This is a genomic window from Sorangium sp. So ce296, from assembly GCF_051529605.1.
Taxonomy (GTDB): domain Bacteria; phylum Myxococcota_A; class Polyangia; order Polyangiales; family Polyangiaceae; genus Sorangium; species Sorangium cellulosum_D.
The window spans coordinates 4,197,195-4,224,094 of record NZ_CP150325.1 but is presented as its reverse complement, the minus strand read 5'-3'; the positions used below and the strand labels follow the sequence as shown (position 1 = coordinate 4,224,094).

Sequence of the window (26,900 nt, the reverse complement as noted above, 5' to 3'; positions counted from 1 at the left end):
TATGATTTAAGAGTTTTTTAGATTGCTCACTCCGCCGCCGGATTTGGCAGCGCGACGGCCTACTCGCACGCCTCGCCGAGGATGTACCCGTGCTTGCAGATGCAGCGACACTCGACCTCGAGCTCGGCCTCGTTGCACGCCGGCCGGACCTGGGTCGTGTGGCTCGCCGTCCGGCCCTCCCGGTCCTTCACCTGCACCACGATCTCGTAGTCCTGATCGAAGATGTCGCGGCTCGACCAGTTGTTCGGACAGACGCCCACGTTCGCGAACGTCGAGATGTCGACGTCGACGCTCGCGCCCCAGCCGTCGCCGGTCGGCTTCAGGTTGACCGTCCTCGACTCGGACATCACCCGCCCCGACCCGGGGTCGCGCAGCGCGCCGGAGAGCTGGACGCCGCACGCGCCCAGGTTCGTCGCGCGGACGCCCAGGAAGAGCACCCGCCCGCCCTGCGGCGGCATGACGATGTCGACCGCGTCGCCGTCGCTCACCGGGCGCGATACGCCGCTCGAGTCGAGCGCGATGACGTCGATCTGGATGGGCGCGCCCTCCTCGCCGAGGTATCCGAGCTTGCACATCTCCTCGACGACCGGCGGAGGAGGCTCCCCGTCGTCGCCGCACGCCGGCGCGACGAGCAGCAGCGCCGCGAGCGCTCGCCGCGTCGCAGCGCGAGCGGCCGTCATCGATCCCGCCGCTCCGGCGCCGGCGGAGGGCCCTCGTCGTCCTCCGGCTCCTCCCGCGGGATGGGCGCGCGCGGCGGGCGCCTCGTGGCGCCGAAGGAGCTCGAGCTGATCGGCGGCGCCGCGCGCGAGTCGGGCGCTGCAGGCTGGGACGGCGCGCCGCCGCGCCACGGGCCGCTCGCCTCCGGCTCGGCCGGCTCCGGCGGTCCGCCGGACGCCGCGCTCCCCTCGATCAGCCCCGCCTGGGGGAACGGCGTGCGCTCGGCCAGGTAGGCCGCGAGCAGCCGGTCGCGCTCGAGCTCCTCCGTGCTCGGCGGCGGCGGGGGATCGAGCGTCGGCAGCTCGTCGGTCCAGGTCAGGTCCGCCTCCTCCAGGCTCGGGACGGAGCTGGCGCTGCTGGAGAACCTCCGCGGCGCGTTCCGCTCGGTCGGGACAGGCTCCGGCGCGTAACTGGGAGCAGCGCGATCCAGCGCATGGCTGGACGGACGGTCGGGCGCGTACCCGGGCGCGCGGTCGAGCGTGTGGCTGGGCGCGCGGTCCGAGGCGTACCCGGGCGCGCGGTCGAGCGTGTGGCTCGACGTCCGCTCCAGCGCATGGCTGGACGCGCGGCCAGGCGCGACGCTGGGCGCCTGGCTCGGCGCCTGGCTGGGCGCGCGGCCCGGCGCGACGCTGGGCGCCTGGCTCGGCGCATTGCTGGGCGCGCGGCCCGGCGCGACGCTGGGCGCCTGGCTCGGCGCATTGCTGGGCGCGCGGCCCGGCGCGTTGCTGGGCGCGCGGCCCGGCGCGACGCTGGGCGCCCGCTCGGGCGCGACGCTGGGCATGGGCTCCGGCGGGAAGGAGGGGCTCCGCGACGTCGGCGGCGGCGGCGGGGGCGGCGGATCGATGGTCGGCAGCTCGTCGTCCCAGTCCCAATCCTCCGGATCCACTCGGGAATCCGACCGGCGCGACGGCGGGCCCAGCCGCAGCTCGGCCGACCTCCGCGAGATCGGAAACCCCGCCGGCGGGCCGATCGTCGGCAGCTGGCCCACGCCCGGATCCCGCGGGGGCGCGTCCTCCCGGCGCTCCATCCGCCGCGACGGGCGCGTCGGCTCGGGCGCCGGCACGGAGTACCTCGTCGACGCGACCTGCCCGAACGGCCGCGAGTCCCGCGGCAGCCGCGGCGGCGGCGGGACCGCCATGGCCGCGCGCGCCGCCGCCGTCGAGGGAGGCGGCTGCGTCGAGATGAGGTTCTCGTCGCGACCCCGCTCGGCCGACGGCGGGCGATCCGCCGGCGCAGGCTGCCGGGGCCGCACGCTGGTCGGGGACGACGCGGCCTGCGCCGAGCCAGCGAGCGGCCGGCCGAGCCACGCCGCGTCCTTGCGCCCCTGCGACGAGCGCGCGCCCTCCTCCGCCGGCCGCACCGCGCGCGGCGCGAGCGTGTCGCCCGGCTCGGTCGCCGGGACCTCGTCGCCGAAGAGGAGCGGCGCGGCCCCGGCCCCGCGCGACTCCACGCCCGCCGCGCCCCGCCCCGAGCGGAAGCCGAACGCGGCGCGGATCGCCCGCTCGTGGTGCGGCTCCACCTCGACCGGCCGGACGATGAAGCACGGCTCCGCGCCCGGCGCCCGCAGCGACAGATCGACGTCGAACGGCGCGCTGACGAGGTGACCCTGCTCGTCGAACAGGATGCGCACCGGCGGCTGCGCGAAGTGCGCGGGCGACGACGGCGTCGCGAGCACGACCCCGAGCTCGCCGGTGCTCAACTGCACGAACGTCCCCGTCGGGATGATGCCGAGCGCGCCGATGAGCAGCTTGCCGATCGCCCGATCGGTCGCGCTCTCGGCGCCCGAGACCATGCGCTGGAGCACGGCGTCGAGCGACGCGCCGCCGCCCGACGCGCCCTCGAGCGACGGGAACGGCGCGGCCCGGAGCTCGGTGAACTGGCGGGCGGCCGCGAGGATCCGCGCGAGCACCGTGGGGCTGCGCCGGCCGCCGTAGAGCGGGCCCTGCCGGCCGCCCGGCCGCAGCGCGAGCGCCTCGTAGGCGATCACCGTGCGCGTGATCGACGGCGCGTGCAGCTTGCCGAGCGCCGTCAGCATGACCGCCGCGCTCGCGGGCTGCCGCTCCTTCTCGTCGTCGCTCAGGCTGCGCTCGAGCAGCGAGCGCCCGGCCAGCTCCTCGCCGCCGGCCGAGCCCGCGAGCGCCCCCGTGAGCCGCAGCCTGCCCACGTCGTAGAGGAGCGCCGCCGTGACGAGGCTCCCGAGCATCCGCCGGTCCGTCGTGAGCTGGCGCGCGATCCCCAGCGCGACGATCGCCGTCGACACGCAGAGGCCCGCCTCGTCCGGATCGGCGACCTTGCCCGCGGCGACCGAGAGCAAGAGGCGCGCGTCCTCCTCGGCCGCGGCGACGAGCTTCTGCGCGACCCGCTTCACCCGCTGCGGCAGCGTCGGCTCCGACGAGCGCAGGGCCGCGTAGAACCCGCGCATCACGAGGATCGCCGCGGCGTAGGTGCGGCTGATGCGGCCGATGCGGGTGCCGTCGCCCTCGATGGCCCCGGCGGGGAACGGGTTCGTGAGCTTGCGGACCCGGACGCCGCGCAGGCTCGACTGGAGCAGCCGCGCGGCGATGCTGCGGTCGCGCTGCGCGTCGGCGAGGAGGCGGGCGAAGGCGGCGAGCTCGGCGCGGCGGACCGTCTTGTCGAGCACGAGCTCCGAGACGTCGCAGGCCTCGAAGAAGCTGCCGAGCTCCAGGGCGATCTCGTACGTCTCGCGCGAGGCGCGGAGCATCTGGCCGTTGATGAAGAGCGTGTTGCCCGCGAACACCAGCGTCGCGGCCTCGCTCCCCGACAGCTCGCAGAACTGGACGATGCTGTCGATCGCCGACGGGACGAGCGACAGCACCGCCTGGTTCGAGTCGCTGTGCAGGAGGCACGCCTTCGCGAGCCGGTAGATCATCTGCACCAGGCCGAGCGCCGCGCGGCGCCGCCCGTCGGCCTTCACGCCCGAGATCGCCATGTCGCCGGTGCTCTCGTGGAGGTTGGCCTTCTCCTCGCTCACGGCTTCCTCCCGCGGGGCGACGGCGACGGCGCCGGCTTCGTCGACGGCACCCCGCTCATCGGCGCGGGCTCGATCGCCGGCGCCGGCGCCGGCCGGGCCGACGGGCCGAGCGGGAACGACGCGGGGCCCTGCCGCACGCTGTACGGCGGAGCGCTGGGGCCCGACGGCGGGGCGGGCGACCGCGGCGGCGCGACCGGGCGCGGCATCGACGGCGGCATCGGGGGCGGCGCGGCGGTCGGGGTGGACGCCGCGGCGGCGGAGGACGGCGGCGGGCCGCGCCTGCTGAACGGCACCGAGTTGGGGGGCGCCGAGGCGGCGCTGGTCGAGGAGGGCACCGGCGAGACCATCGGCGGCCGGTACGCGGGCCGGCCGGCGTCGCCGCTGCTGTACGGGCCGACGGAGCTCGGGCGCGGGGTGCTCCACGGCTCGAGCTGGTCGGGCAGGCTGAGCGGCCCGCCCGGGCTCACGCGCCGGACCGAGACCGGCGAGTAGGAGCGCGCGGCGCGGGAGGGCGGCGCGCTCGCCTCGGGGGCGGGCGGTGACGGCAGCGACGCCTGCGCCGGCGGGCGCTCGCTCGGGCGGGTCGGCGCGACGAGGCGCGCGGCGATCGCGACCGCGGCGCGGGCGGCGGCGTCGCGCACCGGCGGGGTGTTCCACCAGCGCGGCTTGGTGGCCTCCTTGACCGCGCGGAGCGCCTCGTAGCTCCGCGCCTGGCAGAGGAAGTGCGCGGCCAGCTCGCGGGTCTGCTCGATCGCCTCGGACGGGATGAGCTGGCGCTTCTCGAGCAGCTCGATCGCGAGCTTCTCGGCCCGCGCGGGGTTCAGCTGCGCGACGGTCTCGAGCCACTGCCGCCGCTCCGAGCCCGGCAGGTCGTGGAACGACGGCGCGATGATCCGCCGCACGAGCGTCGGGCCCGCGGCGAGGACGCCGAGCTTGCCGATGAGGCGCAGCGCCTCGCGGCGCACCGGCGGCGCGGGATCGTCGAGCAGCTTCTGGAGCTCCTCCCGGACGCGCTCGGCGGCGGAGCCCGGGCCGTTCGCGCCGTCGCTGCCCGCGGCGTCGGGGAGCTCGGCGAGCGCGCTGATGCGCACCTCGACGTGCGGGCTCGCGAAGCCGGCCTCCAGCGCGGCGAGCGCCTCGGGGGTCTTGAGCTGCGCGAGCAGCTGGATGGTCGTGAGGGCGAGGGGGGCCGGCGCGCGCGAGAGCAGGTCGCCGAGCTCGGCCTCGCGGCCCGGCGCCCACCGCCGCATGTACGCGAACAGGACCTCGCGCAGGCGCTCGGACTGCGCGGCGCCGTGGCACTGGCACGCCGCGCTGAAGAGCGCGCCGTCGTCGAGCGCGTCGAGCGCGTGGGCCAGCCCCTCGACGATCGCCGGGTCGAGGGGCACGAGGCTTCGGCCCGCGCCGGGCTGCGCCGCGCCCCGCCCCGCGCCGGGCTGCGCCGCGACGCTGGCGCCGCCGTGGGCCGCGCCGACGCCCGCGGCCGCGCCGTAGACCGCGCCGGCGCCCGCGCCGCCGTGGCTGGCGCCGGCGCGGGGGGCCGCCGGCGCCAGCGTCGCGGGGCCGATCGCCGCCGGCTCCTCCGGGTGGGTCGTCGCGAGGTCGTCGAGGATCGCCTTCAGCGCCTCGACCGGGAACATCGACTGCGCGAGCGCCCGGTCGATGGCGCGCGGCGAGAGCTGCGGCATGGCGGCGAGCTGCCGGCTGCTCGCCGCGCCGGCCGCGCCACGCTGGACGCCCTCGAGCCGCGTGGAGAACGCGCGCCGGAGCATCGTCTGCACCTCGAAGGCGAGCTCGTAGCTGTGCAGGACGATCTGGTCGGCGGTCCACGCGGTGAGCGCCCCGGTCATGCGATCGGCGTCGCCGTGCCTCACCGCGTCGACGTAGCCGTCGACGAACGCCTCCATGTACCGCTCGGTCCACTGCTCCGAGGGCAGCGCGATCTGGGCGCCGAGCGTGCTCCGGGTGAGCGGGTCGACGGCGAGCGCCGAGGCCGCCGCGCCCGTCTCGGCGAGCGCGGCCTCGACGTTCCGCTGGAGCGCCCTGCCCGCGAGCGAGCTCTCGTCCCAGAGGCTCTCGATCTGCGCGAGCGCGCGCGCCCCGATCGCGATCTCGCGGCACTGGTCCTCGAAATCTTCGGGGTCGACGTCGCCCTCGGCGAACTGATCGATCGCCATGTAGGCGATGTGCTCGAAGCGGCGGTCCCAGAGCGCCGTCACCGCGTCGTCGTCCTCGCCGATGCCGAAGCTCTGGTCGCGGAGCAGGATGGCGGCGAAGTCGCGGAGCTCGGCCTCGGTGATGCCGGCCTTGATCTGGATCTTCCGGACGCCGTCGGCGAAGAGCTGGTAAGGGATGCGATCGAACGGCGGCCTGTCGGGCTGCCAGATCGGCTGGCCGCCCGAGGTGAACGCGTTCGGCGTGACCTCCCAGCGGACGCCGAGCGGGTTCTGCGACAGCGTGCGCGTGATCTCGTCGAACGCGAAGTGGATCCCCTTGTTCACATGCGGGTGGTTCCACCCGTACTGGCGGATGTTGCTGAGCACCAGCGCGAGCTGCTTCCAGACGCCGACGAGCCGCTGGCAGGTCTGCTCGACGAGGGACGAAGGCTGCGGATCCGGGTCCTCGTCGATGGTGTCGTTGCCGCGGACGAGCACGCGCGGCGCCTTCTTCTCGCGCGAGGGGGTCAGCTGGCCGGCGGCGTTCGCGGCGGTCAGCCGGCGGAGCTCGGCGCGCATCGCGCCGGCGCTCTGGAAGCGGCTCCCGCGCTCGAACGCGAGCGCCTTGTCGACGAACGCCACGATCTCGACCGGCAGGTCGGGGACCTCGGTCGCGATCGACGGCGCGGTCTGCGTCGCCGCGAGGAAATACGACTCGGACTCGCTCCGGCCGCGGTTGAGCCGCTTGCCCGACAGCAGGGTGAACAGGCACGCGCCGACCGACCAGAGATCCGACCGGCCGTCGATGCCGGACACCCCCATCGCCTGCTCGGGCGACATGAACGCCGGCGTGCCGAACGTGAGCCCCGCGCGCGTCGCCTGCCGCTCGGGGTCGCGCATGCGGGCGATGCCGAAGTCGAGGACCTTCACGTGGCCGGCGCTCGTGACGAAGATGTTCGCCGGCTTGATGTCGCGGTGGACGATGCCGATCGAGTGGCACTTGTCGAGCAGGTCGAGCACGACGTCGAACACGGGCAGCACCTGCGCGAGGGCCAGGGTGCCGCCGTGGTTGCTCGCGAGCCGCTGGAGGGTGGTGCCCGCGAGCAGCTCCATGACGAGGAACGGCTCCCCGCGATCGCTGAGGTCGTCCTCGACCACGGCCACGCGCGCGGGGTGGTCGACCCGGTTCGCGATCTTGCCCTCGCGCAGGAAGCGGTCGCGCAGCTCTGCGTTGCGGGCGAACTCGATGTGAAGGACCTTCACCGCGGCGCGCGAGCCCCGGCGGTGGGTCGCCGCGAACACCGCGCCCATGCCGCCGACCCCGAGCAGGTCGTCGAGCCGCCACTTGGCGTTCAGGGCCGTCCCGATCCGCGCAGCGGCGGTATCTACGAGGTTCGGCTCCTCGGCGTGCGGGTCGAGCGGGGCCATAGACCGGGCGGCGGACAGAGGCCGCGCCGTGCGCGGCAGAGGGCGGGTAAACCAGGGCGAGCATACATGGTTCCCGGTGAAGCGCGAACCAGGACAAGCTCGTCCGCCCCCACCGAACAAAGGTGGGAGAGGCGTTCGTAAGGTAGCAGCGAGGCTGCGTGCGACGCACGCGCGCGACCCACGACGGACGATATCGGCCGACGCCGGACAGCGCCGGACAGCCACCGACGGTCGCGCGCGTCAGCGCACCGTCTCTCTCGGGCGCGGCGCTGCGCCGGCGTCCGGCTCGGGCGCGTCCGGCCACTCGGGGCAGGTGACGCGGTAGGCGATGTCGGGCATGAGCAGCGCCCACTCCTCGCGCGTGAAATTGCGCCCGGCGTAGGCGCACGCGCGCGTCATCAGCGGCTCGGCCGCGATCGTGAAGACGCGCGCCGCGCCGTCGTTGGCGGCGGTCACCACGCGGGTCGCGTCGGGGCTGAACACCGCGTCCGTCAGCGTGACCCCCTCGGCCCGGAGCGTGATCGGCTCGCCCTGCCCGTCGACGGGGAGCACCCGCGCGATGCCGTCGCTCGACACGGCCACCACGCGCGCGCTGTCGCTGCTGAACGACACGGTCCGGACGGAGGTGCCAAGGCCGCTCAGGACGAGCGGCTGGCCCTGGCCGTCGGCGCGGAGCAGCCGCACGGCGTCGTCGAGGGCTGCGATCGCGATGTGGCTGCCGTCCGGGCTCACCGCCAGCGCCGCGATCGCGCGGTCCTCGTACCCCGAGGCGAGGACGCGCGGGGCCCCGCGGCCATCCGCGGGCCACACCTTCACGTTGGGCCCCGACGTCGCCACGATGCTCTTGCCGTCCGGGCTGAACGCCGCCTTGAGCAGCCCCGCGCGCTCGTCGCGCAGCACCACCGGCTCGCCCGGGACCCCGGCCTCGAACACGCGCAGGATGCCGTTCCACGAGGTCGTCACGATCCTCGTGCCGTCCGGGCTGAACGCGACGCCCACCACCCGATCGTCGTGGGCGCCGAGCACGACCGGCTCGCCTTTGCCGTCGGTGCGCCACACCCGCGCCGTCCGATCGGCCGAGCCGGTGACCAGGCGGCTGCCGTCGGGGCTGAAGTCGACGCTGAGCAGGTGCTCCTCGTGCCCGCGCAGCACGACGGGCTCGCCCGAGCCGTCGACGCGGAAGATGCGAACCGTCTTGTCCGTCCCGGCGGTAGCGATCTTGTTGCCGTCGTGGCTCACCGCGATGCTGGTCAGCGGCCCTGTGTGGCCGTGGAGGAGCAGCGGCTCGCCCGGCGCCTCGAGGCGCCACACCCGCGCGGTGCCGTCCTCCGAGGCGGTGACGACCGACGTGCCGTCGCGGCTGAAGGCGGCGCTGTTCACCGCCCCCTCGTGGCCCACGAGGACCGTCGACGTGCCCTTGCCGTCGCAGCGGAAGATGCGGGCCGTCCCGTCCGCGGAGGCGGTGACGACCGACGTGCCGTCGGCGCTGAAGGCGGCGCTGCGCACGGAGCCCTGGTGCCCGCGGAGGACGACGGGCTCGCGGCGGCCGGGCTCGAGGATGCGCGCCGTCCCGTCGCCCGCGGCGAGGGCGACGCGGGCGTCCACGGGGCTGTAGCTCGCGCCCTCGACGCCCTGCCCGAGCCCCTTCAGCGCCTCGGGGGCGCCGTGCCCGTCGGCGCGGACGACGTAGACCGTCCCGCTGATGGCCGTGGCCAGGATCCAGGTGCCGTCGTGGTTGAAGACCGCGCGCCGGATGAGCCGCTCGCCCAGCGGGACGACGAGCGGCGGCTCGTCCCCCATGCCGGGGCGCCACACGTAGATCGCGCCGTTCGTGGTTCCCGCGACGACGCGGCTGCCGTCCGGGCTGAACGCCACGCTGGACGGCGCGGCGTCCCGCGTGGGGAGCGCCCCGTCCTCGCGGCCGTCGGGGCGCCACAGGCGCACCGTGCCGTCGGTCGATGCGGTCGCCAGGCGGCTGCCGTCGTGGTTGAAGGCGACGGCGACCACCCCGCCGGGATCGTGGGCGCGCAGCAGGACCGGTGCGTCGCGCGCGCCGAGGCGGAAGAGCCGCGCGGCCCCGTCGGCCGAGGCGGTGGCCACGAAGCGGCCGTCCGGGCTGAAGGCCGCGTCCTGGACGGCGCCGCCGTGGCCGGTGAGCACCTCCTGGCCGACGGCGGGGCCCCGGACGGCGTCGCCGAGCGCCTGCACCACGGTGGCGGCCGCGGGGCGGCCGCTCGCCCTGGCGGCGAGGCCCGCCTCCACGGCGAGGAGGCGCGCGCGCGGCAGCAGGCCGTCGGACAGCTCCTTCGCCGACTGGGCCGCGAGCCGCCGGGCGTCCTTCTCGCGCGCCTCCTGCTGCGCCCGGACGAGCGCCTGCTCCTCCTTGCCCATCTGCCAGAGGAGCACGAGGACCATGCTGCCGAGCAGCGTGACGGCGACGGCGAGCACGGTGAGGAGCCGCCGCATCGACCGCTTCTGGCCCTCGGCCCGCGCGCAGGCGGTCAGAAACGCCCGCTCCTCGGCCGAGAGGTCGCCCCGCCCGTCGCACCACGACGTGAGCTCCGCGAGCGCCGCGCCGCCCACGAGGAAGTCGTCCTTCCGCCCGTTCGAGAGCCAGCGCAGGAGCGGCTCCGTGACGGCGCGCTCCACCTCGCGCGACCCGGCCCACGCCCGGTCGAAGGCGCGGCGGAAGATGCGGTTTCGCACGTCGAGGCACGGCGCGCCCGAGGCCGTCGCCCGCTCGGCGCAGAGCCCCGAGAGCCGCAGCAAGAGCTGGATCGGATCGCCGCTGTCGACCGACACCGGGTGGCCGTCGAGCAGGCGCGCGTACAGCCGGAGCAGCTTCGGCGCGTGGGCGCGGTGGGGCCCGTGCGCCTCCAGGCACCGCTCCGCGTAGCGCAGGTTCGGGTCCTCGGCCCGCCCCTGGCCCAGGAAGCGCCGCTCCACGGCCTCGTCGACGCTGAGGCCGCGCCGCTCTCCGACGAGATCCGCGCAGAGCCGCTGGGTCATGTAGGGGTGCCCCGAGGTCCACGCGAAGATCGCGTCGAGCGCCGCGTCGGGGTCGGCCACGAGCCCCTCCAGGCCCTCGCGGAACCCCCGCACCTCGGCGCGGGTGAAGTCGTCGAGCCGGATCGCGCGGCCGATGTTGAACGGCGTCCGCGTCGGATCGGAGACGAGCTCCGACGGCGCCGCCACCCCGAGCAGGCAGAAGGTCAGCCGGGCGTTGGCCGGGCGCTCGGCGCGCCGGTTCACGAAGGCGCGGATGGCCGCGAAGAAGTCGTCCCGCGAGAACGGCAGAGACAGGGTGGCGTCGACCTCGTCGATGAACAGGACGATCCCGGAGGAGATCTCCACGAGCACGACGTCCTCGAGCCAGCGCAGCCAGCAGTGCACCGGCCCGAGGTGCCAGTGCGCGTCCCAGAACTCGTCCGGCGGCTCCAGGCCGAGCTGCTCGGCGATCTCGGACGCGATCCCGAGGTACCAGCCCACGGGCGTGGCGGTGTCGGTGCCGAGCGCCCCGAGATCGACGCTCGCGCACTCGATCTGCTCGGCGCGGAGCCGCATCGAGACCCGGAGTCGCAGGCTGGACTTGCCGATCTGCCGGGTCGACAGCACATAGCAGAGCTCACCGCCGAGCAGCGCCTCGAAGAGCTCCGTGTCCGCGGAGCGCTCGATATAGATGGCGCCGTCGCCCACGGTCCCGCCCGCCTGGAACCGGCGCCTGTGATCACCGGCGCTGGCCTTCGCCTGATCGAGGTCGGGAGGCGCCGAGAAGGTCACGAATCAGACGGTGCCATGCAGCGCCGGGACCGTCAACGGAACGACATCCCGCGTCGCTAGCGTCCGCGGTGGAACAACAGGTCTCGCGACGGCGCGTGAACTTCACGAGAGCGTCACGCGGGGAGGGCCGGGGGGAGGGGCAGGAGCGGGGTTGGAGCGGGGTTGGAGCGGCGCTGGAGCAGGGCAGGAGCGCACCCTCGCGCGCGGCCGCCGGCTTCTGTCGGCGCCGCGTCGCGCGGCTCGGCCGCGGCCGCGCGCCTCCGCTCCTCCCTTCCTTCGCCGTGCGGCGATCACGGTTGCGCCCGTTGCGCCGCGCCCCAAAACCCACTTGCCACGTCCAGAAATCGTGGACCGGGCCACTCTGGCTGGTGTAGCGTTCGCGCCGTGCGAGGGGCGTTGAAGGCGATGGGGCATGGCGTCGTGGCCGCGCTGGCGGCCCTGTCGCCGCTCGGCTTCGCTTGGCGCTCTGCGGCTCAGCAGATTCCTGCGGATACTACGGCTTTGCCCGATACTCCTGAAGCACCTTCCGGAGAGATGCAGAGTCCGCCGTCGACTGCAGGGGCAGCCCTCCTGCCGGCGGCCGCCCGGCCCGAGCTGCGCGGCGGGGCCGCGGCCGCCTCGTCGCGCGGGGCGACGCTCTGCCGGGCGGCCGGGGCGGCCCTCCCCGCGGCGGGGTGCATGCAGCTCGACGACGGGCTCGCGCAGCGGGCCGCGCTCGCGGCGCACGCGAGCGACTGGCGGGAGGAGATCGTCTATCAGGTGCTGATAGACCGCTTCGCCGACGGCGACGCGAGCAACAACTACCGGGTCTCCTCGGCGCTCGGCAGCTGGCACGGCGGCGATTGGAAGGGGCTCGAGGACCGGCTGCCCTACCTCGAGGAGCTCGGCGTCACCGCGCTCTGGATCTCGCCGATCGTCAAGAACGTCGAGACCGACGCCGGCTTCGACGGGTACCACGGCTACTGGACGCAGGACTTCACCGCGCTGAACCCCCATTTCGGCGATCTCGCGTCGCTGCGCCGGCTCGTCGCGTCGGCCCACGGCCGCGGGATGAAGGTGATCCTCGACATCGTGACGAACCACGTCGGCCAGCTGTTCTTTTACGATATCAACCAGAACGGGCGGCCCGACGACGCCGTTTACGGCGGCGGCAAGGGCGCGCACCCCCAGAGCGAATACGACCCCGATTTCGACCCCCGCGGCGTCCAGGCGCGGACGTCGCTCGGCGCGTCGGGCCCGGCGCCGATCGTCTTCCGTCACGAGCCCGCGACCAACCACCTCCCGCCGCGGCCCGAGCTCTTCCAGCGCCCCGAGGTTTACAATCGCAAGGGCCGCGCCTTCGATTTCGACGATATCGACCAGCTCGTGCACGGCGATTTCCCGGGCGGGCTCAAGGACATCGACACCGCCCGCTGCGACGTGAAGCGGGCGATGGTCGACGTGTTCGTGCGCTGGGTCGAGCTCACCGACGTCGACGGGCTCCGCATCGACACGGTGAAGCACGTCGAGCACGAGTTCTGGCGCTATTTCACGCAGAACGTCCGGTTGCGGCTGAAGGAGAAGGGCAAGACCAACTTCTTCATGTTCGGCGAGGTCCTCGACGGCAGGGACGATCTCGTCGGCAGCTTCACGAGGCACGACGTCCCGGCCCACCCGCACGACGCGGCGCTCGGCGGCGATCTGGAGCGCGAGAACTCGAGCGAGGCGGAGGGCGGCTGTCCGGGCGCCGCGCCGATCACGGGGGATACGCTCGACGGCGTCTTCTATTTCTCCCAGTACTACCAGGCTTTCCGCGACGTCTTCCGCGACGCGCGGGGCACGCGGCGCATCGAGGAGCTCTGGGCGGCGCGCGAGGCCAACTACGGCACGGAGCCGAACGCGAACGCCACGGGCCTGCCGCCGGTGAAGACGCTGGTCAACTTCATCGACAACCACGATGTCCCGCGCTTCCTCTACGACGGCCCGGGCGTCTCGCCGTTCAAGGCCGATCCCGAGGCGGCGCTCAGGAACGCGCTCCTGTTCCTCTTCGCGGAGGACGGCATCCCCTGCCTCTACTACGGCACCGAGCAGGGCTTCAGCGGCGGCCACGACCCGGCGAACCGCGAGGACCTCTGGGCGAGCGGCTACGACACCCAGCATCCGCTCTTCCAGTGGGTCAAGCGGCTCACGGCGCTGCGCCGGGGCTACCGGGCGCTCACGATCGGCGAGCAGCGGGTGCGCTGGTCGACGGAGCGGACCGGCGACGGGGACGAGGACGCGGGCATCTTCGCCTTCGAGCGGGGCGAGCCGGGCGGCGATTACGCGCTCGTCGTGCTCAACACGCACCCCACGAAGCGGAGCGCCACGCGCTTCGGCGGGTCGGTCATGACGACGGAGCTCCGGCCGGGGACCGTGCTCGTCGACGTGCTCTCCTCCGGGAAAACGACGTATAGGGTGGGCGCGAACGGCGCCGTCGCCGTCGAGCTGCCCCCCGTGAGCGGGGCGCTGCTCATCCCGGAAGACCAGGTCATCCAGGGTCTTTGATCCCCACGAGCTCCCCTCCGACTTCCCTCCGAGAACCTTGATTATGGCCTCTGTCAAAGTGCGCGGACTCAACAAGCGATTCGGCCAGACGCACGTGCTGCGCGGCGTGTCCGTCGACGTGCCCGACGGCTCGTTCGCCGTCCTCGTCGGCCCGAGCGGCTGCGGCAAATCGACCCTGCTCCGGCTGCTCGCCGGCCTCGAGGAGGCCGACGAGGGCTCGATCGCGCTCGGCGGGCGCGACGTCACGCGGCTGGAGCCGCGCGATCGCGACATCGCCATGGTGTTCCAGTCGTACGCCCTCTACCCGCACCTCACGGTGCGCGAGAACCTCGCGTTCGGCCTGAAGCTCCGGAAGACGCCGCCCGCCGAGATCGAGGCGCGCGTGAAGGAGGCGTCGGAGATGCTCGGGCTCGGCCCGCTCCTCGACCGGCACCCCCGGGCGCTGTCCGGCGGCCAGCGGCAGCGCGTCGCCATGGGCAGGGCCATCGTGCGGCGGGCGCAGCTCTTCCTGTTCGACGAGCCGCTCTCGAACCTCGACGCCGCCCTGCGCGCGCAGGTGCGGGTCGACATCCGCAAGCTGCACGACCGGCTCGGCGCGACGAGCGTCTACGTCACCCACGACCAGGTCGAGGCCATGACGCTCGCCGACGAGATCTTCGTGCTCAACAAGGGCGTCGTCGAGCAGTCGGGCCCGCCGCTCGAGGTGTTCGCCCGGCCGCGCACCCAATTCGTGGCGAGCTTCCTCGGCAGCCCGGCCATGAACTTCGTCGAGGCGCGCATGGAAAACCGCGGCGGCCGGTGGGTCGCGGCCCAGGGCGAGCTCTCGGTCGAGGTCGACGCGGCCGAGTTCCCGGGCGCGCTCGCGTCCGGCCGGCGGGTGATGGTCGGCGTGCGCCCGCACGAGGTGGAGCTCGCCGCGGGCGAGGGCGGCGCCCCGTTCCACGTGGCGATCGTCGAGGCGCTCGGGGCCGAGTCGTACGCCCACGGCACGGTCGCGGGGGCGCCGTTCGTGGCGCGCCTCGACCCCTCGGCGCCCGTGGCGAAGGGGGACACCGTGACGCTCGCGCTCCGCAACGTGCACCTGTTCGACGCGGACTCGGGGCTGACCCTGCGGGAGGCGTGAGGCGCGCCATGCCGAGCCGCCGCCCCGCGCTCGCCGCGCTCGCCCTGGTCCTGCTCCTGCCCGGGCTCGCGGTCGCGGCGCCGATCCGGCTCTGGCACGCCTACCGCGACGACGAGGCCAGGGCGCTCGGCGCCATCGTGGCGGCCTTCCAGGGGGCGGAGGTCGAGCTCCTCGCCGTCCCGTTCGACGCCTACGCCCCGAAGCTCCAGGCGGCGGTCCCGATGGGCGAGGGGCCCGACCTGTTCATCGACGCCCACGAGCGGCTCGGCGACTACCGCGCGCGCAAGATCGTCGCGCCCGTGGGCGACGCGCTCGAGCCGGGGGGCGAGGCGGTGTTCCAGGGGCCGGCGCTCGCGGCCGTCCGGCTGGGCGGCGAGATCTTCGGGCTGCCGATCAGCCAGAAGTGCATGGCGCTCTACATGAACACCGCGCTCGTCCAGGAGGCCCCGGCCTACCTCGAGGACATCGCGGCGCTCGCCGGCGCGCTGCCGCAGGGCGCGTATCCGCTCGCGTACGAGGCGTCGAACGCCTACGCGCACATGCCGATCCTCGCCGCGTTCGGCGGCGCGATGCTGGACGAGCGCGACCAGTTCGGCTTCTTCGGCCCGGGGCCCGAGCGCTCGCTCGAGCTCGTCCGCTCGCTGATCGCGCGGCGGATCGTGCCGGAGGACGCGAACGGCGCGCTGGTGACCGACCTGTTCAACGCGGGCCGCGCGGCGTTGGTGATCAGCGGGCCGTGGTTCGTGGGCGGCCTCAAGGACGAGGCGAAGCGGCGCGCGCGCGTCGTGCCGCTCCCGAAGGTGCGCGAGACCGGCCAGCCGATGCGGCCGTTCATGACCGTCGAGGCGGTCATGCTCTCGCCCCAGGGCGCGCAGCGGGCCGAGGCGCGGGCGCTCGCGCGCCACATCGCCGGGGCCGCGGCCGCGGCCGCGCGGATCGAGATCGCGCGCACGCCGCCGGTGCGGACCGACGTGGCCGTCCCGGCCGACGACGCCTTCATCGCGGCCTTCACCGAGCAGGCCAAGGTGGCCATCCCGATGCCGACGTCGCCGGCGATGCGCTCGACCTGGGAGCCGGCCGCGCGCGCGATCCGCAAGGTGCTGCGGGGCGACGCGCCGCCGGACGTCGCCCTCGCCGAGGCGAAGCACCGCTTCGACGACGTGCGCCGGCCGCTGCCCCCGCCCGCCTCGCCGGCGCCGCTCCTCGTCGGGCTCGGCGCGCTCGCGCTCGTCCTCGTCCTCCGGTGGGTCTCCGCCGCCAAGGGCGCGGTCCAGGGCCCCGCGCTCCGGCGATCCCTCGAACGCTCGCTCTCCGCCTACAAGTACGTCGCGCACGCCGTCGTGGCGATCGGCGTGCTCGTGATCGTGCCGCTCGTCATCGGCGCGGCGACGTCGCTCTTCGCCGGCAGCGGCGAGAGCCTCCGGTACGTCGGCCTCGCCAACTTCATCAGCATCCTCACGGCGCGCGGCGAGCCGCTCTTCTCGAGCGGCTCGTTCTACCTGGTGCTCGCGGTGACCGTGCTCTGGACGGCGGTGAACGTCGTCTGCCACCTCGTCCTCGGCGTCTCGCTGGCGCTGCTCCTGCACCGCCCGACGCTGCGCCTCCGCGCGCTCTACCGGGTGCTGCTCATCGTGCCCTGGGCGGTGCCGAGCTACGTGACCGCGCTGTCCTGGAAGGGCATGTTCCACCGGCAGTACGGGGCCGTGACCGGCCTCATCGAGGCGGTGAACGCCGCCTTCGGGACGAGCATCGAGCCGATCGCCTGGTTCTCGAGCTTCACCACCGCGTTCACGGCCAACGTGACGACCAACGTCTGGCTCGGGTTCCCGTTCATGATGGTGGTCACCCTCGGCGCGCTCACCGCCGTGCCCGGCGAGGTGCTCGAGGCGGCCGAGGTCGACGGCGCCTCGCGCTGGCAGCGCCTCCGGATGATCACGCTGCCGCTGATTCGACCGGTGCTCGCGCCGGCGGTGACGCTGGGCGCGATCTGGACGTTCAACATGTTCAACGTGGTGTTCCTCGTGTCCGGCGGCGATCCGGACGGCACCACGGACATCCTCGTCTCCGAGGCGTACCGGTGGGCGTTCACCCGCGAGGCGCAGTACGGCTACGCCGCGGCGTACTCGGTGCTGATCTTCCTGCTGCTCACGCTGGCGACACGGGACTGGCGGTGGCGGCGGCGGACGCCCGGGTCGTTCATCCCGCAGGGCGGCGGGGCGGCGGACGGGTCGGCGCCCGCGCCGGTGGCGGCGACGGAGGGCGTATGACGCGGCGGCCTTCTCCGGCCGAGTCGATCGCGGTGCACGTCGCGCTGCTCGCGGCGGTCGCGTTCGCGCTGTACCCGGTGCTCTGGGTCGTCTCGATCGCCTTCTCGGGGGCGCGCCCGCCGGTGCCGGAGGTGCTGCCGATCCCGAACCAGCCGACGCTCGAGCACCTCGAGGCGGTGGTCACCACGTCGCAGAAGGTCGGGGGCGAGACGATCTGGCTGTTCCCCCGCCAGCTCGCCAACTCGGTCGCCGTGGCGCTCGCGACCGCGGCCGTCGGGGTCACCATCGCGATCCCGGCGGCGTACGCGCTCGCGCGCTTCGAGTTCGTCGGCAAGCGCCGCGGCCTGCGGGCGCTGCTCGCGACGCAGATGTTCCCGACGGTGGCGAGCGCGATCCCGCTGTACCTCCTGCTCGACGCGCTGGGCCTGCTCAACTCGCGGACGGGGCTCGTGCTCTGCTACGCGTCGACCGCGGTGCCGTTCTCGATCTTCCAGCTCCGCGCGGCGTTCGAGGCGATCCCGGTCGACCTGGAGGAGGCGGCGATGGTCGACGGGGCGACGCGCTTCGAGGCCTTCGTCCGGGTGGTGCTCCCGGCGGCGCGGCCGGCGATCGCGGTGACGGCGCTGTTCGCGATCATGACGGCCTACAACGAGTTCATCCTCGCGGCGACGCTGCTCTCCAAGGAGGAGATGTTCACGCTGCCGGTGGTGCTGCAGCGGTACATCGGCGAGCACGACGCGCAGTGGGAGCGGTTCGCGGCGGGGGCGCTGCTCGTGTCGCTGCCGGTCATGGCGGCGTTCTACCTGGTGCAGCGGCACCTCGTGGCGGGGTTGACGACGGGCGGCGTGAAGGGGTGAGCGGACCTGCGCGCAACCCCGCCCACGAGGTGCAGCGCGGGCTGCCGGCGCGGCCGCGCCGCTCGATGGCGCGACGCGCGCGACGCACGCCGCGCGGCGGCGGCGCGGCGCGCGGGGGCGTACGGCACCCCCGGCCCGCCCCCCCGGCCGCCCCGGCGGCAACCGTCCGCCTGACCCCACCTCGCGGCCATGGACGCCCGATCGCGACCCCGCTATCTCCATAAAGCCATGCCGAAGGCCGAGGATCCCCCGCCTGCCGCCGCGCCGGGGACCGCCCACCCGGAGCCCCGTCCGCCGCTGGGCGGCGACGGCCGGCCTTCGCTCAGCGGCGACGGCCGTCCCTCGCTGAGCGGCGACGGCCGCCCGTCGCTGGGCGGCGAGGCCCGCCCGTCGCTCGGCGGCGAGGCCCGCCCGTCGCTCGGCGGCGAGCCGCGGCTGTCCCTGGTCGGCGAGGCCCGCCCGTCGCTCGGCGGCGAGCCGCGCCCCTCCTTGGCCGGCGACCCCCGCCTCTCGCTCGTCGGCGACCCCGACGGCCGCGGCACCTTCCTGCCGGCCGGGGCCGTGCCGCAGCGGCGCCACAGCCGGACCTCGTGGGAGAAGCTCTGGCTCCTGCCGCTGCTCGGGCCCCTGCTCGCGCTGCTCGTCATCGGCGCGGTCGCCACGCTCGAGGCCGCGTTCGACTGGAACATCCCGAACCCGCCGGCGATCCTCTCGATGATCATCGTCTTCGCGGCGTTCAGCGGCGGCCTGTGGAGCGGCATCGTCACCGCGCTCATCTCGTGCGTCTACTTCGCGCTCTACTTCTCCGAGGACGGCGTGCCGTTCTCGTACAAGGAAGACAACCTGCTCCGCGTCATCGTCTTCGCCGTCACCACGCCCGCCATGGCGGTGATGGCGAGCATCGCGAAGCGGCGCGCGGACGCCATGGGCGCGGCCTCGCTCGAGAACGAGCGCGAGCACTCGGCGAGCCTGCGCGCCCTGCTCATGCAGCGCCAGGCGGTCGAGGCCGAGCTCCAGCAGGCCAAGGAGGCCGCCGAGGCGGCGAGCCGCGCCAAGAGCGAGTTCCTCGCCAGCGTGAGCCACGAGATCCGCACCCCGATGAACGGCATCATCGGCATGACGTCGCTCGCGCTCCAGACCGAGCTCACCCAGGAGCAGCGCGAGTACCTCGAGATGGTCAAGATCTCGGCCGACGCGCTCCTCGCCATCATCAACGACGTCCTCGACTTCTCGAAGATCGAGGCCGGCAAGCTCGAGATGGAGCCCGTCGTCTTCGACCCGAGCGAGATCATCGGCGACGCCGTGAAGACGCTGGCGCTCCGCGCGCACGAGAAGCGGCTCGAGCTCGCCTACGACGTGGGCCCCGACGTGCCGGAGGCGCTCGTCGGCGACCCGCTGCGCCTGCGCCAGGTCCTCGTGAACCTCGTCAGCAACGCGGTGAAGTTCACCGACGCCGGCGAGATCGTCGTCCGCGCCGGCGTCGACGCGCGCGCGCCCCTCACGCCCGAGGAGGAGGCCAGCGCGGACCGCCTGAGCGCGCCCAGCCTCTACGCGGGCGAGGCGCTCGGCGACAACGTGGTGCTCCACGTGCGCGTGATCGACACCGGCATCGGGATCGCCCCCGACAAGCAGCAGCTCGTCTTCGACGCGTTCGCGCAGGCGGACGGCTCGACCACCCGCAAGTACGGCGGCACGGGGCTCGGCCTCACCATCTGCGCCCGCCTCGTCGAGATGATGGGCGGCAAGATCTGGATTGAGAGCGAGCTCGGCAAGGGCAGCACGTTCCACTTCACCCTCCAGCTCCGGGCGCTCGAGGGCGCCGCCCGGTCGCGCCGCCTGGAGATGCCGCGGGACCTGCTCGGCACGCGGGTGCTCATCGCCGACGACAACGCGACCGCGCGGCGCATCCTCGCCGAGACCATCGAGGGCTGGGGGATGAAGGCGGTCCCGGTCGACTCGGGGGCGGCGGCGATCGCGGCGCTCTCGGAGGACTCGGGCACCTGGGCGCTGCCCTGGGGCAAGCCGGGGGGCAACGCGGTCGGGCCGACCTCCTCGTTCGGCCTCGCCATCGTCGACGCCCGCATGCCGAAGGTCGACGGCTTCGCCGTGGTCGAGCACTGCCGGCGGCGCGAGATCCTGAAGGGGCGCACCATCATGATGCTCAGCTCCACCTCGGCGCAGGCGGACGCCGCGCGCTGCCGCGATCTCGGCGTCTTCGCGATGGTCACGAAGCCCGTGAAGACGTCGCACCTCCAGGAGGCCGTGTTCCACGCCTTCGGCATCCCGACGCGGAGCGCGCTCCGGTCGGCCGACGTGCGCCGCGCCGTGCCCGGGCCGCGCGCCCGCGGCCTGCGGGTCCTCGTGGCCGAGGACAACGCGATCAACCAGAAGCTGATGCGCCGCTGGCTGGAGCGGCAGGGCCACCACGTGCACATCGTCGAGAACGGCCGGCTCGCCGTCGAGAAGATCGCGACCGGCCAGTACGACGTGGCCCTGCTCGACGTGGAGATGCCGGAGATGGACGGCCTCCAGGCCGCGCGGGCGGTCCGCGCGCGCGAGCGGCGCGAGGGCGGGCACATGCCGCTCATCGTCGTGACCGCGTACGCGATGAAGGGCGACCGCGAGCGCTGCCTCCGGGCGGGCTTCGACGGCTACGTGTCGAAGCCGGTCCAGGTCGAGGAGCTCTACGACATGATCGACCGGCTCGCCGCCGGGCCCTCCTCGCTGGAGATCGAGGACCCGGCGCGCCTGTCGCTCGGCGCGCCGAACTCGTACCCGTCGGTGCCCTCGTCGCCGCTCGACAACGGTCCGCCGAGCACCCGATCGACGGACGAGCGGCCGCAGGGCACGCCCTCGTCGATCGCGAGCCGGCCGATGTTCGACCGCACCAGGGCGCTGGAGCGGACGGGCGGCGACGCCGACCTCCTGCGCGAGCTCGCCGAGGTGTTCCTGGAGGAGTGCCCGCGGTGGATGGCCGACATCGACGAGGCGGTGACCGCCGGCGACGCCCGCAAGCTCCAGCGGGCCGCGCACAGCCTGAAGGGCGGGGTCGACAGCTTCGGCGCCCGGGGCGCGTTCGAGGCGGCCTTCGCGCTGGAGAAGATGGCGCGGTCGAACGAGCTCGGCAGCCTGGCCGAGGCGCAGTTCGCGCTGCGGGCGCAGATCGATCGCCTGATCCCCGAGCTCGCCGCGTTCGTGCGCGAGGGCTCGCCGGCGGACTCGGCGCCGCTTGTGGACGCCGCGCCGCCGGTGCAGGGCGAGCGGCGCTCTGATAACGAGGTGACGCGATGGTGAGGGTGCTCGTGGTGGACGACTCCCCGTTGGATCGGCGCCTCTCCGGGAGCCTGCTCAAGAAGCGCGCCGGCATGGAGCCGATGTACGCCGAGAACGGCGTCGAGGCGCTCCAGACGATCGCGAAGGCGATGCCCGAGATCGTGCTGACCGATCTCCAGATGCCGGAGATGGACGGCCTGGAGCTGGTCGAGGCGATCCGCCGCGAGCACCCGTACCTGCCGGTGATCCTGATGACGGCGCACGGCAGCGAGGAGATCGCGGTGCAGGCGCTCCGGCGCGGCGCCGCGAGCTACGTCGCGAAGCGGAGCCTCGCGGCGGAGCTCGTGAGCACGGTCGAGAACGTCCTCGCGGTGGCGCGGCTCGACCGGCGGGAGCAGCAGCTGCTCGCGTGCCTGACGGCGACCGAGTCCCATTTCGAGCTCGACAACGACGTGGCGAAGGTGCCCGCGCTGGTGGGCCACATCGAGCAGAGCCTGGGCCGGATGCGGCTGTGCGACGAGACGGGCCGGATCCAGGTCGCGGTGGCGCTGCGCGAGGCGCTGGTGAACGCGATCGTGCACGGCAACCTCGAGGTGAGCTCGTCGCTGCTCGACGAGGATCCGAGCGCCTTCTCGGCGCTCGTCGAGCGGCGCCGGACCGAGAGCCCCTACCGGGACCGGCGGGTGGTCGTGGTGGCGCGGGAGACGCGGACCGAGGCGACCTACGTGGTGCGCGACGAGGGCCTCGGCTTCGACCCGCGCGACCTGCCCGACCCGACCGACCTCGCCAACCTGGACAAGCCGAGCGGCCGCGGACTGATGCTGATCCGCACCTTCATGGACGAGGTGTGGCACAACGAGAAGGGCAACGAGATCCACATGATCATGCGGTGTCGCTCGCCGGAGTCCGACCACGAGCCGAGCGATCCTGGCGGCTGAGCAGTGATCAAATTTGAACATGAAGGCGGGAAGAAAACCCTAATGATCTTCCCGCCTTCCCGCCTTCATGTGGGCTCTCTCTGGGCAAAGTTGACCACTACCGGCGGCTGAGGCGGCCTCGATCGGGTGGGCTTCGAGCGCCGACGCAATCTGTCCAGCCATCGGCCCCATCGCCTCGGCTCTGCTCGGGGCCCGTCGCGGAACCTGAATATCCCGGCGACGCCGGGCAACGAAGACGCCATGACCAGAGACGGCGAGTCGATTGCTCGAGCGCGAACCAGGGCAAGCCGGGGTGGAACGGCCGCCTTGGCCATCGCAGCTGTCCTCGTGTCCACGGCGTGCGATCTCGTCGTGCGCGGGGGCACGGACGGTGATGGCGGCGGAGCGGACAGCGGTGCCACGACCAGCGCTCACAGCGGCGGCAGCGGCGGCGGCGTGGCCGGCAGCGGCGGCGAGGGCGGCGCCGGAGGCAGCGGCGCCGGAGGCAGCGGCGGCGAGGGCGGCAGCGGCGTGGCCAGCAGCGGCGGCGGCGGCGGCGAGGGCGGCAGCGGCGAGGGCGGCAGCGGCGTCGGCGGCGGCGGCGGCGGCGGCGGCAGCGGCAGCGGCGGCGGCGAGGGCGGCAGCGGCGTGGCCAGCAGCGGCGGCGGTGGCGGCGGCGGCGGCGGCGGCGGCAGCGGCAGCGGCGGCGAGGGCGGCAGCGGCGGCGAGGGCGGTACGCCAGGCACGCCAGGCACGTGCGTGCCGGGCACGGTGCTCACCTGCTACACGGGCGCCACCGGGACCGTCGGCATCGGGCCGTGCACCACCGGGACGCAGACGTGTCGCTCCGATGGGCTCGGCTATGGCCCGTGTGACGGCGCGGTGGCGCCGGCCGCAGAGATCTGCGCCACGCCGGTGGACGAGAGCTGCGACGGCGAGCCTCGGTGCCCCCGCCTCGCGCCGTGGGCGCGAGGATACGGCGGCCCCGGCGACGACAGCGGCGTGTCCATCGTGAGCGACGCGTCGGGCAACTACTACGTCTCCGGCGCCTTCGAGGGGACGGTGGACTTCGGCGCCGGCCCTCTCACCAGCGCAGGGGGCTCGGACGTCTTCCTCCTCAAGCTCGACCCCTCCGGCTCGGTGATCTGGAGCAGGCGCTTCGGGGCCGAGTACGACGATGAGAGCGCCACCGTGGCCCTCGACGAGGGTGGAAACATCTTCCTTGTCGGATCCTATAATGCTGGTCCAGCCCACGCTTCCGTGCCGGGCCCAGATTTTGGCGGGGGTCCGCTCCTGCCCACCGTACGGTCCGCGCTCTTCGCGGCCAAGCTCGACCCCGAGGGCAATCACATCCGGAGCAGAGGAATTCAGGATCCGGCGAGCGGCCGGAAGATCAAGCGAGCTGCCGTCGATGGCGACGGAAATGGGTACGTGCTTTTTGCGGACGGTGACGTGTTTCTCTCGAGGTTGATCGCCGGAACCCCCACGTGGATGACTTGGGCTGCGCCGCGCAGCATCGATATCGCGGGAGCAGATCTCGCGATCGATAGCGCAGGAAACGCGGTTGTGGTGTGTGCGATAGACTCGACCGATTTTCCTCCTCCGTATCACCTCAGCGTCTTCAAGGTTGATCCTGATGGATTTGAGTTGTGGCAGCGATCGCTCGTGCAAAGCTCGCTCGACGAGTCCGCCGAGAAATCGGTCTCCTCGGTGGCGGTCAACGCGGCGGACGAGATCTTCGTGACGGGCTTCACGGACGGAACCCTCGATTTCGGCGGCGGCGTGCTCCCTCGTGGGCCCATGCTCGTGAAGCTGGATCCTGAAGGCCAGCATCTCTTCAGCCGCCCGGTCCGCTCCGGCGGCAAGATCGCCCTGGACCCATCCGGCGACATGGTCATCGCCGGGGGGGACCTGGCCGGGCTTGACGCGAGCGGGACGGAGACGTGGTCGATCGACGTCGATGCGATCTTCGGGGACATCGCCGTTGCTCCGAATGGCACGATTGCAGCCACCGGGCGCGTGCTCGCGCCGGTGGACTTCGGGACGGGTCCGATCGCCTACGCGGCGGGCAGCGACATCTTCGTCGCCACGTTCAACCCCTTCGACGACGGCGGCGAGGGCGGCGGGGGGAGCGGCGGCGAGGGCGGCGGGGGGAGCGGCGGCAGCGGCGGCGAGGGCGGCGGCACGCCAGTCACGTGCGTGCCGGGCACGGTGCTCACCTGCTACACGGGCCCCACCGGGACCGTGGGCATCGGGCCGTGCACCACCGGGACGCAGACGTGTCGCCCCGATGGGCTCGGTTATGGCCCGTGTACAGGTGCGGTGGCGCCGGCCGCAGAGATCTGCGCCAGCCCGGTGGACGAGGACTGCGACGGCGATCCCCAGTGCCCCCGCCTCCCGCCGTGGGCGCGGGCATACGGCGGCCCTGGCGAGCAGGGCGCCACGTCCATCGTGAGCGACGCGTGGGGCAACTACTACGTCTCCGGCGCCTTTGAAGGGACGGTGGACTTCGGCGCCGGCCCTCTCACCAGCGCAGGGGGATCCGACGTCTTCCTCCTCAAAGTCGACCCCTCCGGCTCGGTGATCTGGAGCAGGCGCTTCGGGTCCGAGCACGACGAGCGGGCCCCCAGCCTGGCCGTCGATGGAAGCGGAAACATCTACTTTGCCGGAACCTATTATGGGAATGGGCCGTACTTCTATGAAAGCCCAGATTTTGGTGGGGGTCCCATCCCGCCCGCCGATCATTCTGCTAACGCGCTCTTTTTGGTCAAGCTCGACCCCGAGGGCAACCACATCTGGAGCAATGGCTTCCCGCGGACTGCGATCGACTTCGGGGGCGTGATGGAGATGGCCGTCGATGGCGTCGGCAATGTGTTCGTCCACCACGTGACTGGTGGCTGGGATTCTGTGTCCTACTATGTGGCAAAGGTGAGCGCCGGAGGTGAGGGCGTCCTCTGGGATAAGATGCTGCCAGGATCCGAGAGTCCAGGGTCCTCGAGCGGGTTTGGAGGTATCGCGGTCGACAGCGACGGCAACGTGCTCGTGGCGAGCCCGGACCAGGATTATATCTACTCCCCCGGTGCGGATTTCAACGTCATCAAGCTGTCGACGACAGGTGCTCTGCTCTGGCAACGGCAGTTCCGCTCCGAGGCGCACGTGGACCCCAGGGCGTCGGCCACCTCGGTGGCCGTCAACGCCGCGGGCGAGGTCCTGGTGACGGGCTACACGGATGGCACCGTCGACTTCGGCGGTGGCGCGCCAGGAGCTGGCGACGAGTCGTTCGCCGTGCTGGTCAAGCTGGACGCCGCAGGGGAGGTCATCACCTCCAGCACGATTCCCTACCCCGGGGGTATCATCCCGGATCCTGCTGGTGGAATGTTCCTCACCGGGGGCTTGGCGGTTACCAAGCTCGACGACAGCGGGACCACGCTCTGGTCCGCCTACGTCGACGTCCCCACGGGGTATCGAGGCGGCGGTGCGGACATGACCATCGCTCCGAATGGCACGTTTGCATTCGCCGGTTACATCTACCCGTCGATGGACACCGGCCCGGGCCCCTCCGCGGCGCGTTTCGAGACCTTCGTCGCCACGTTGAATCCCTGAAGAGATCGGGGGCTCGCGGCTGCGGTCCAACGCTTCCGGTGCGCGCGGCTTCCGGTCTCCGCTCAGGCGGAGGCGCCGCCGTCGATCGTCAGGTTGGCACCCGTGACGAAGGCGCCCTCCGAGCGGCCGCGGCCTGATGCGGATCCGCACCTTCATGGACGAGGTGTGGCACGACGAGAAGGGCAACGAGATCCACATGATCATGCGGTGTCGCTCGCCGGGGTACGACCAGGAGCCGAGCGATCCTGGTGGCTGAGGCGGCCTCGATCGGGTGGGCTTCGAGCGCCGACGCAATCTGGTTAGCCATCGGCCCATCGCCTCGGCGCTGCTCGGGGGCCCGTCGCGGGACGTGAATCTTTCGGCCGCGCCGGGCAACGAAGCCGCCATGACCAGAGACGACGAGTCTATTGCTTCAGCGCGATACAGCGCGAGCCGGGGTGGGACGGCCGCCTTGGCCATCGCTGCTGTCCTCGTGTCCACGGCGTGCGATCTCGTCGTGCGCGGGGGCACGGATGGTGATGGCGGCGGCGCCGGAACGGACAGCGGTACCACGACCAGCGCTCACGGCGGCGGCGGCGAGGGCGGCAGCGGCGCCGGGGGCAGCGGCGCCGGGGGCAGCGGCGCCGGGGGCAGCGGCGTGGCCAGCAGCGGCGGCGGCGAGGGCGGCAGCGGCGTGGCCAGCAGCGGCGGCAGCGGCGGCGGCGAGGGGGGCAGCGGCGTGGCCAGCAGCGGCGCCAGCGGCGGCAACGGCGGCGGCGAGGGCGGCAGCGGCGTGGCCAGCAGCGGCGCCAGCGGCGGCAGCGGCGTGGCCAGCAGCGGCGCCAGCGGCGGCAGCGGCGTGGCCAGCAGCGGCGGCAGCGGCGGCAGCGGCGGCGAGGGCGGCGTCGGCGGCAGCGGCGCCGGCGGCAGCGGCGCCGGCGGCAGCGGCGCCGGCGGCAGCGGCGCCGGCGGCAGCGGCGCCGGCGGCAGCGGCGCCGGCGGCGGCAGCGGCGGCGAGGGCGGCGCGTCAGGCACGCCAGGCACGTGCGTGCCGGGCACGGTGCTCACCTGCTACACGGGTCCCACCGGGACCATCGGCATCGGGCCGTGCGTCACCGGGACGCAGACGTGCCGCTCCGATGGGCTCGGCTACGGCCCGTGTACAGGTGCGGTGGCGCCGGCCGCAGAGATCTGCGCCACGCCGGTGGACGAGAGCTGCGACGGCGAGCCCCGGTGCCCCCGCCAGCCGCCGTGGGCGCGAGGATACGGCGGCGCCGGCGACGAC

12 protein-coding genes are annotated in these 26,900 nt (G+C 73.6%); 7 read left to right on the top strand and 5 right to left on the bottom strand.

Annotated features, from left to right (window positions below):
- Window positions 1–59 precede the first annotated feature (59 nt).
- From WME98_RS15835 to WME98_RS15820, 4 genes are all read right to left on the bottom strand, one after another.
- On the bottom strand, window positions 60–680 hold the full coding sequence (locus WME98_RS15835) for a hypothetical protein (RefSeq protein ID WP_437952040.1): 621 nt from the start codon (window positions 678–680) through the stop codon (window positions 60–62).
- Complete coding sequence (locus tag WME98_RS15830) at window positions 677–3,709, bottom strand: hypothetical protein (protein ID WP_437952039.1); 3,033 nt, start codon at window positions 3,707–3,709, stop codon at window positions 677–679. Before WME98_RS15830 ends, WME98_RS15835 begins: the two co-directional genes overlap by 4 nt.
- Window positions 3,706–7,293, bottom strand: a complete 3,588-nt coding sequence (locus WME98_RS15825) for a protein kinase domain-containing protein (protein WP_437952038.1) — start codon at window positions 7,291–7,293, stop codon at window positions 3,706–3,708. The genes WME98_RS15830 and WME98_RS15825 overlap by 4 nt, the downstream gene beginning before the upstream one ends.
- A gap of 240 nt (window positions 7,294–7,533) precedes the next feature.
- Entirely contained in the window at window positions 7,534–11,073 is a 3,540-nt protein-coding gene (locus WME98_RS15820; RefSeq protein WP_437952037.1) for an AAA-like domain-containing protein, read from the bottom strand.
- A 534-nt stretch (window positions 11,074–11,607) separates the two neighbouring features.
- Here WME98_RS15820 and WME98_RS15815 point away from each other — a divergent pair.
- The 7 genes from WME98_RS15815 (at window position 11,608) to WME98_RS15785 (ending at window position 25,636) form a co-directional block, all read left to right on the top strand.
- Window positions 11,608–13,596, top strand: coding sequence for an alpha-amylase family glycosyl hydrolase (locus WME98_RS15815; protein WP_437952036.1), 1,989 nt, complete (start codon window positions 11,608–11,610; stop codon window positions 13,594–13,596).
- Between the two features lie 43 nt (window positions 13,597–13,639).
- On the top strand, window positions 13,640–14,719 hold the full coding sequence (locus tag WME98_RS15810) for an ABC transporter ATP-binding protein (protein WP_437334043.1): 1,080 nt from the start codon (window positions 13,640–13,642) through the stop codon (window positions 14,717–14,719).
- A gap of 8 nt (window positions 14,720–14,727) precedes the next feature.
- The gene (locus WME98_RS15805; RefSeq protein ID WP_437952035.1) at window positions 14,728–16,986 is read left to right on the top strand and encodes an extracellular solute-binding protein; all 2,259 of its coding nucleotides are present in this window, start codon (window positions 14,728–14,730) and stop codon (window positions 16,984–16,986) included.
- On the top strand, window positions 16,983–17,843 hold the full coding sequence (locus WME98_RS15800; RefSeq protein WP_437334041.1) for a sugar ABC transporter permease: 861 nt from the start codon (window positions 16,983–16,985) through the stop codon (window positions 17,841–17,843). The genes WME98_RS15805 and WME98_RS15800 overlap by 4 nt, the downstream gene beginning before the upstream one ends.
- Before the next feature lie 228 nt (window positions 17,844–18,071).
- Entirely contained in the window at window positions 18,072–21,137 is a 3,066-nt protein-coding gene (locus tag WME98_RS15795; protein ID WP_437952034.1) for a response regulator, read from the top strand.
- Window positions 21,131–22,054, top strand: coding sequence for a response regulator (locus WME98_RS15790; protein WP_437952033.1), 924 nt, complete (start codon window positions 21,131–21,133; stop codon window positions 22,052–22,054). Before WME98_RS15795 ends, WME98_RS15790 begins: the two co-directional genes overlap by 7 nt.
- Window positions 22,055–22,360: 306 nt before the next feature.
- Window positions 22,361–25,636: a hypothetical protein gene (locus WME98_RS15785; protein ID WP_437952032.1), complete on the top strand. Its 3,276-nt coding sequence runs from the start codon at window positions 22,361–22,363 to the stop codon at window positions 25,634–25,636.
- 561 nt (window positions 25,637–26,197) lie between these two features.
- On the opposite strand, the gene WME98_RS15780 is transcribed toward WME98_RS15785, so the two are convergent.
- Window positions 26,198–26,674: a hypothetical protein gene (locus WME98_RS15780; RefSeq protein WP_437952031.1), complete on the bottom strand. Its 477-nt coding sequence runs from the start codon at window positions 26,672–26,674 to the stop codon at window positions 26,198–26,200.
- Window positions 26,675–26,900: the final 226 nt, after the last annotated feature.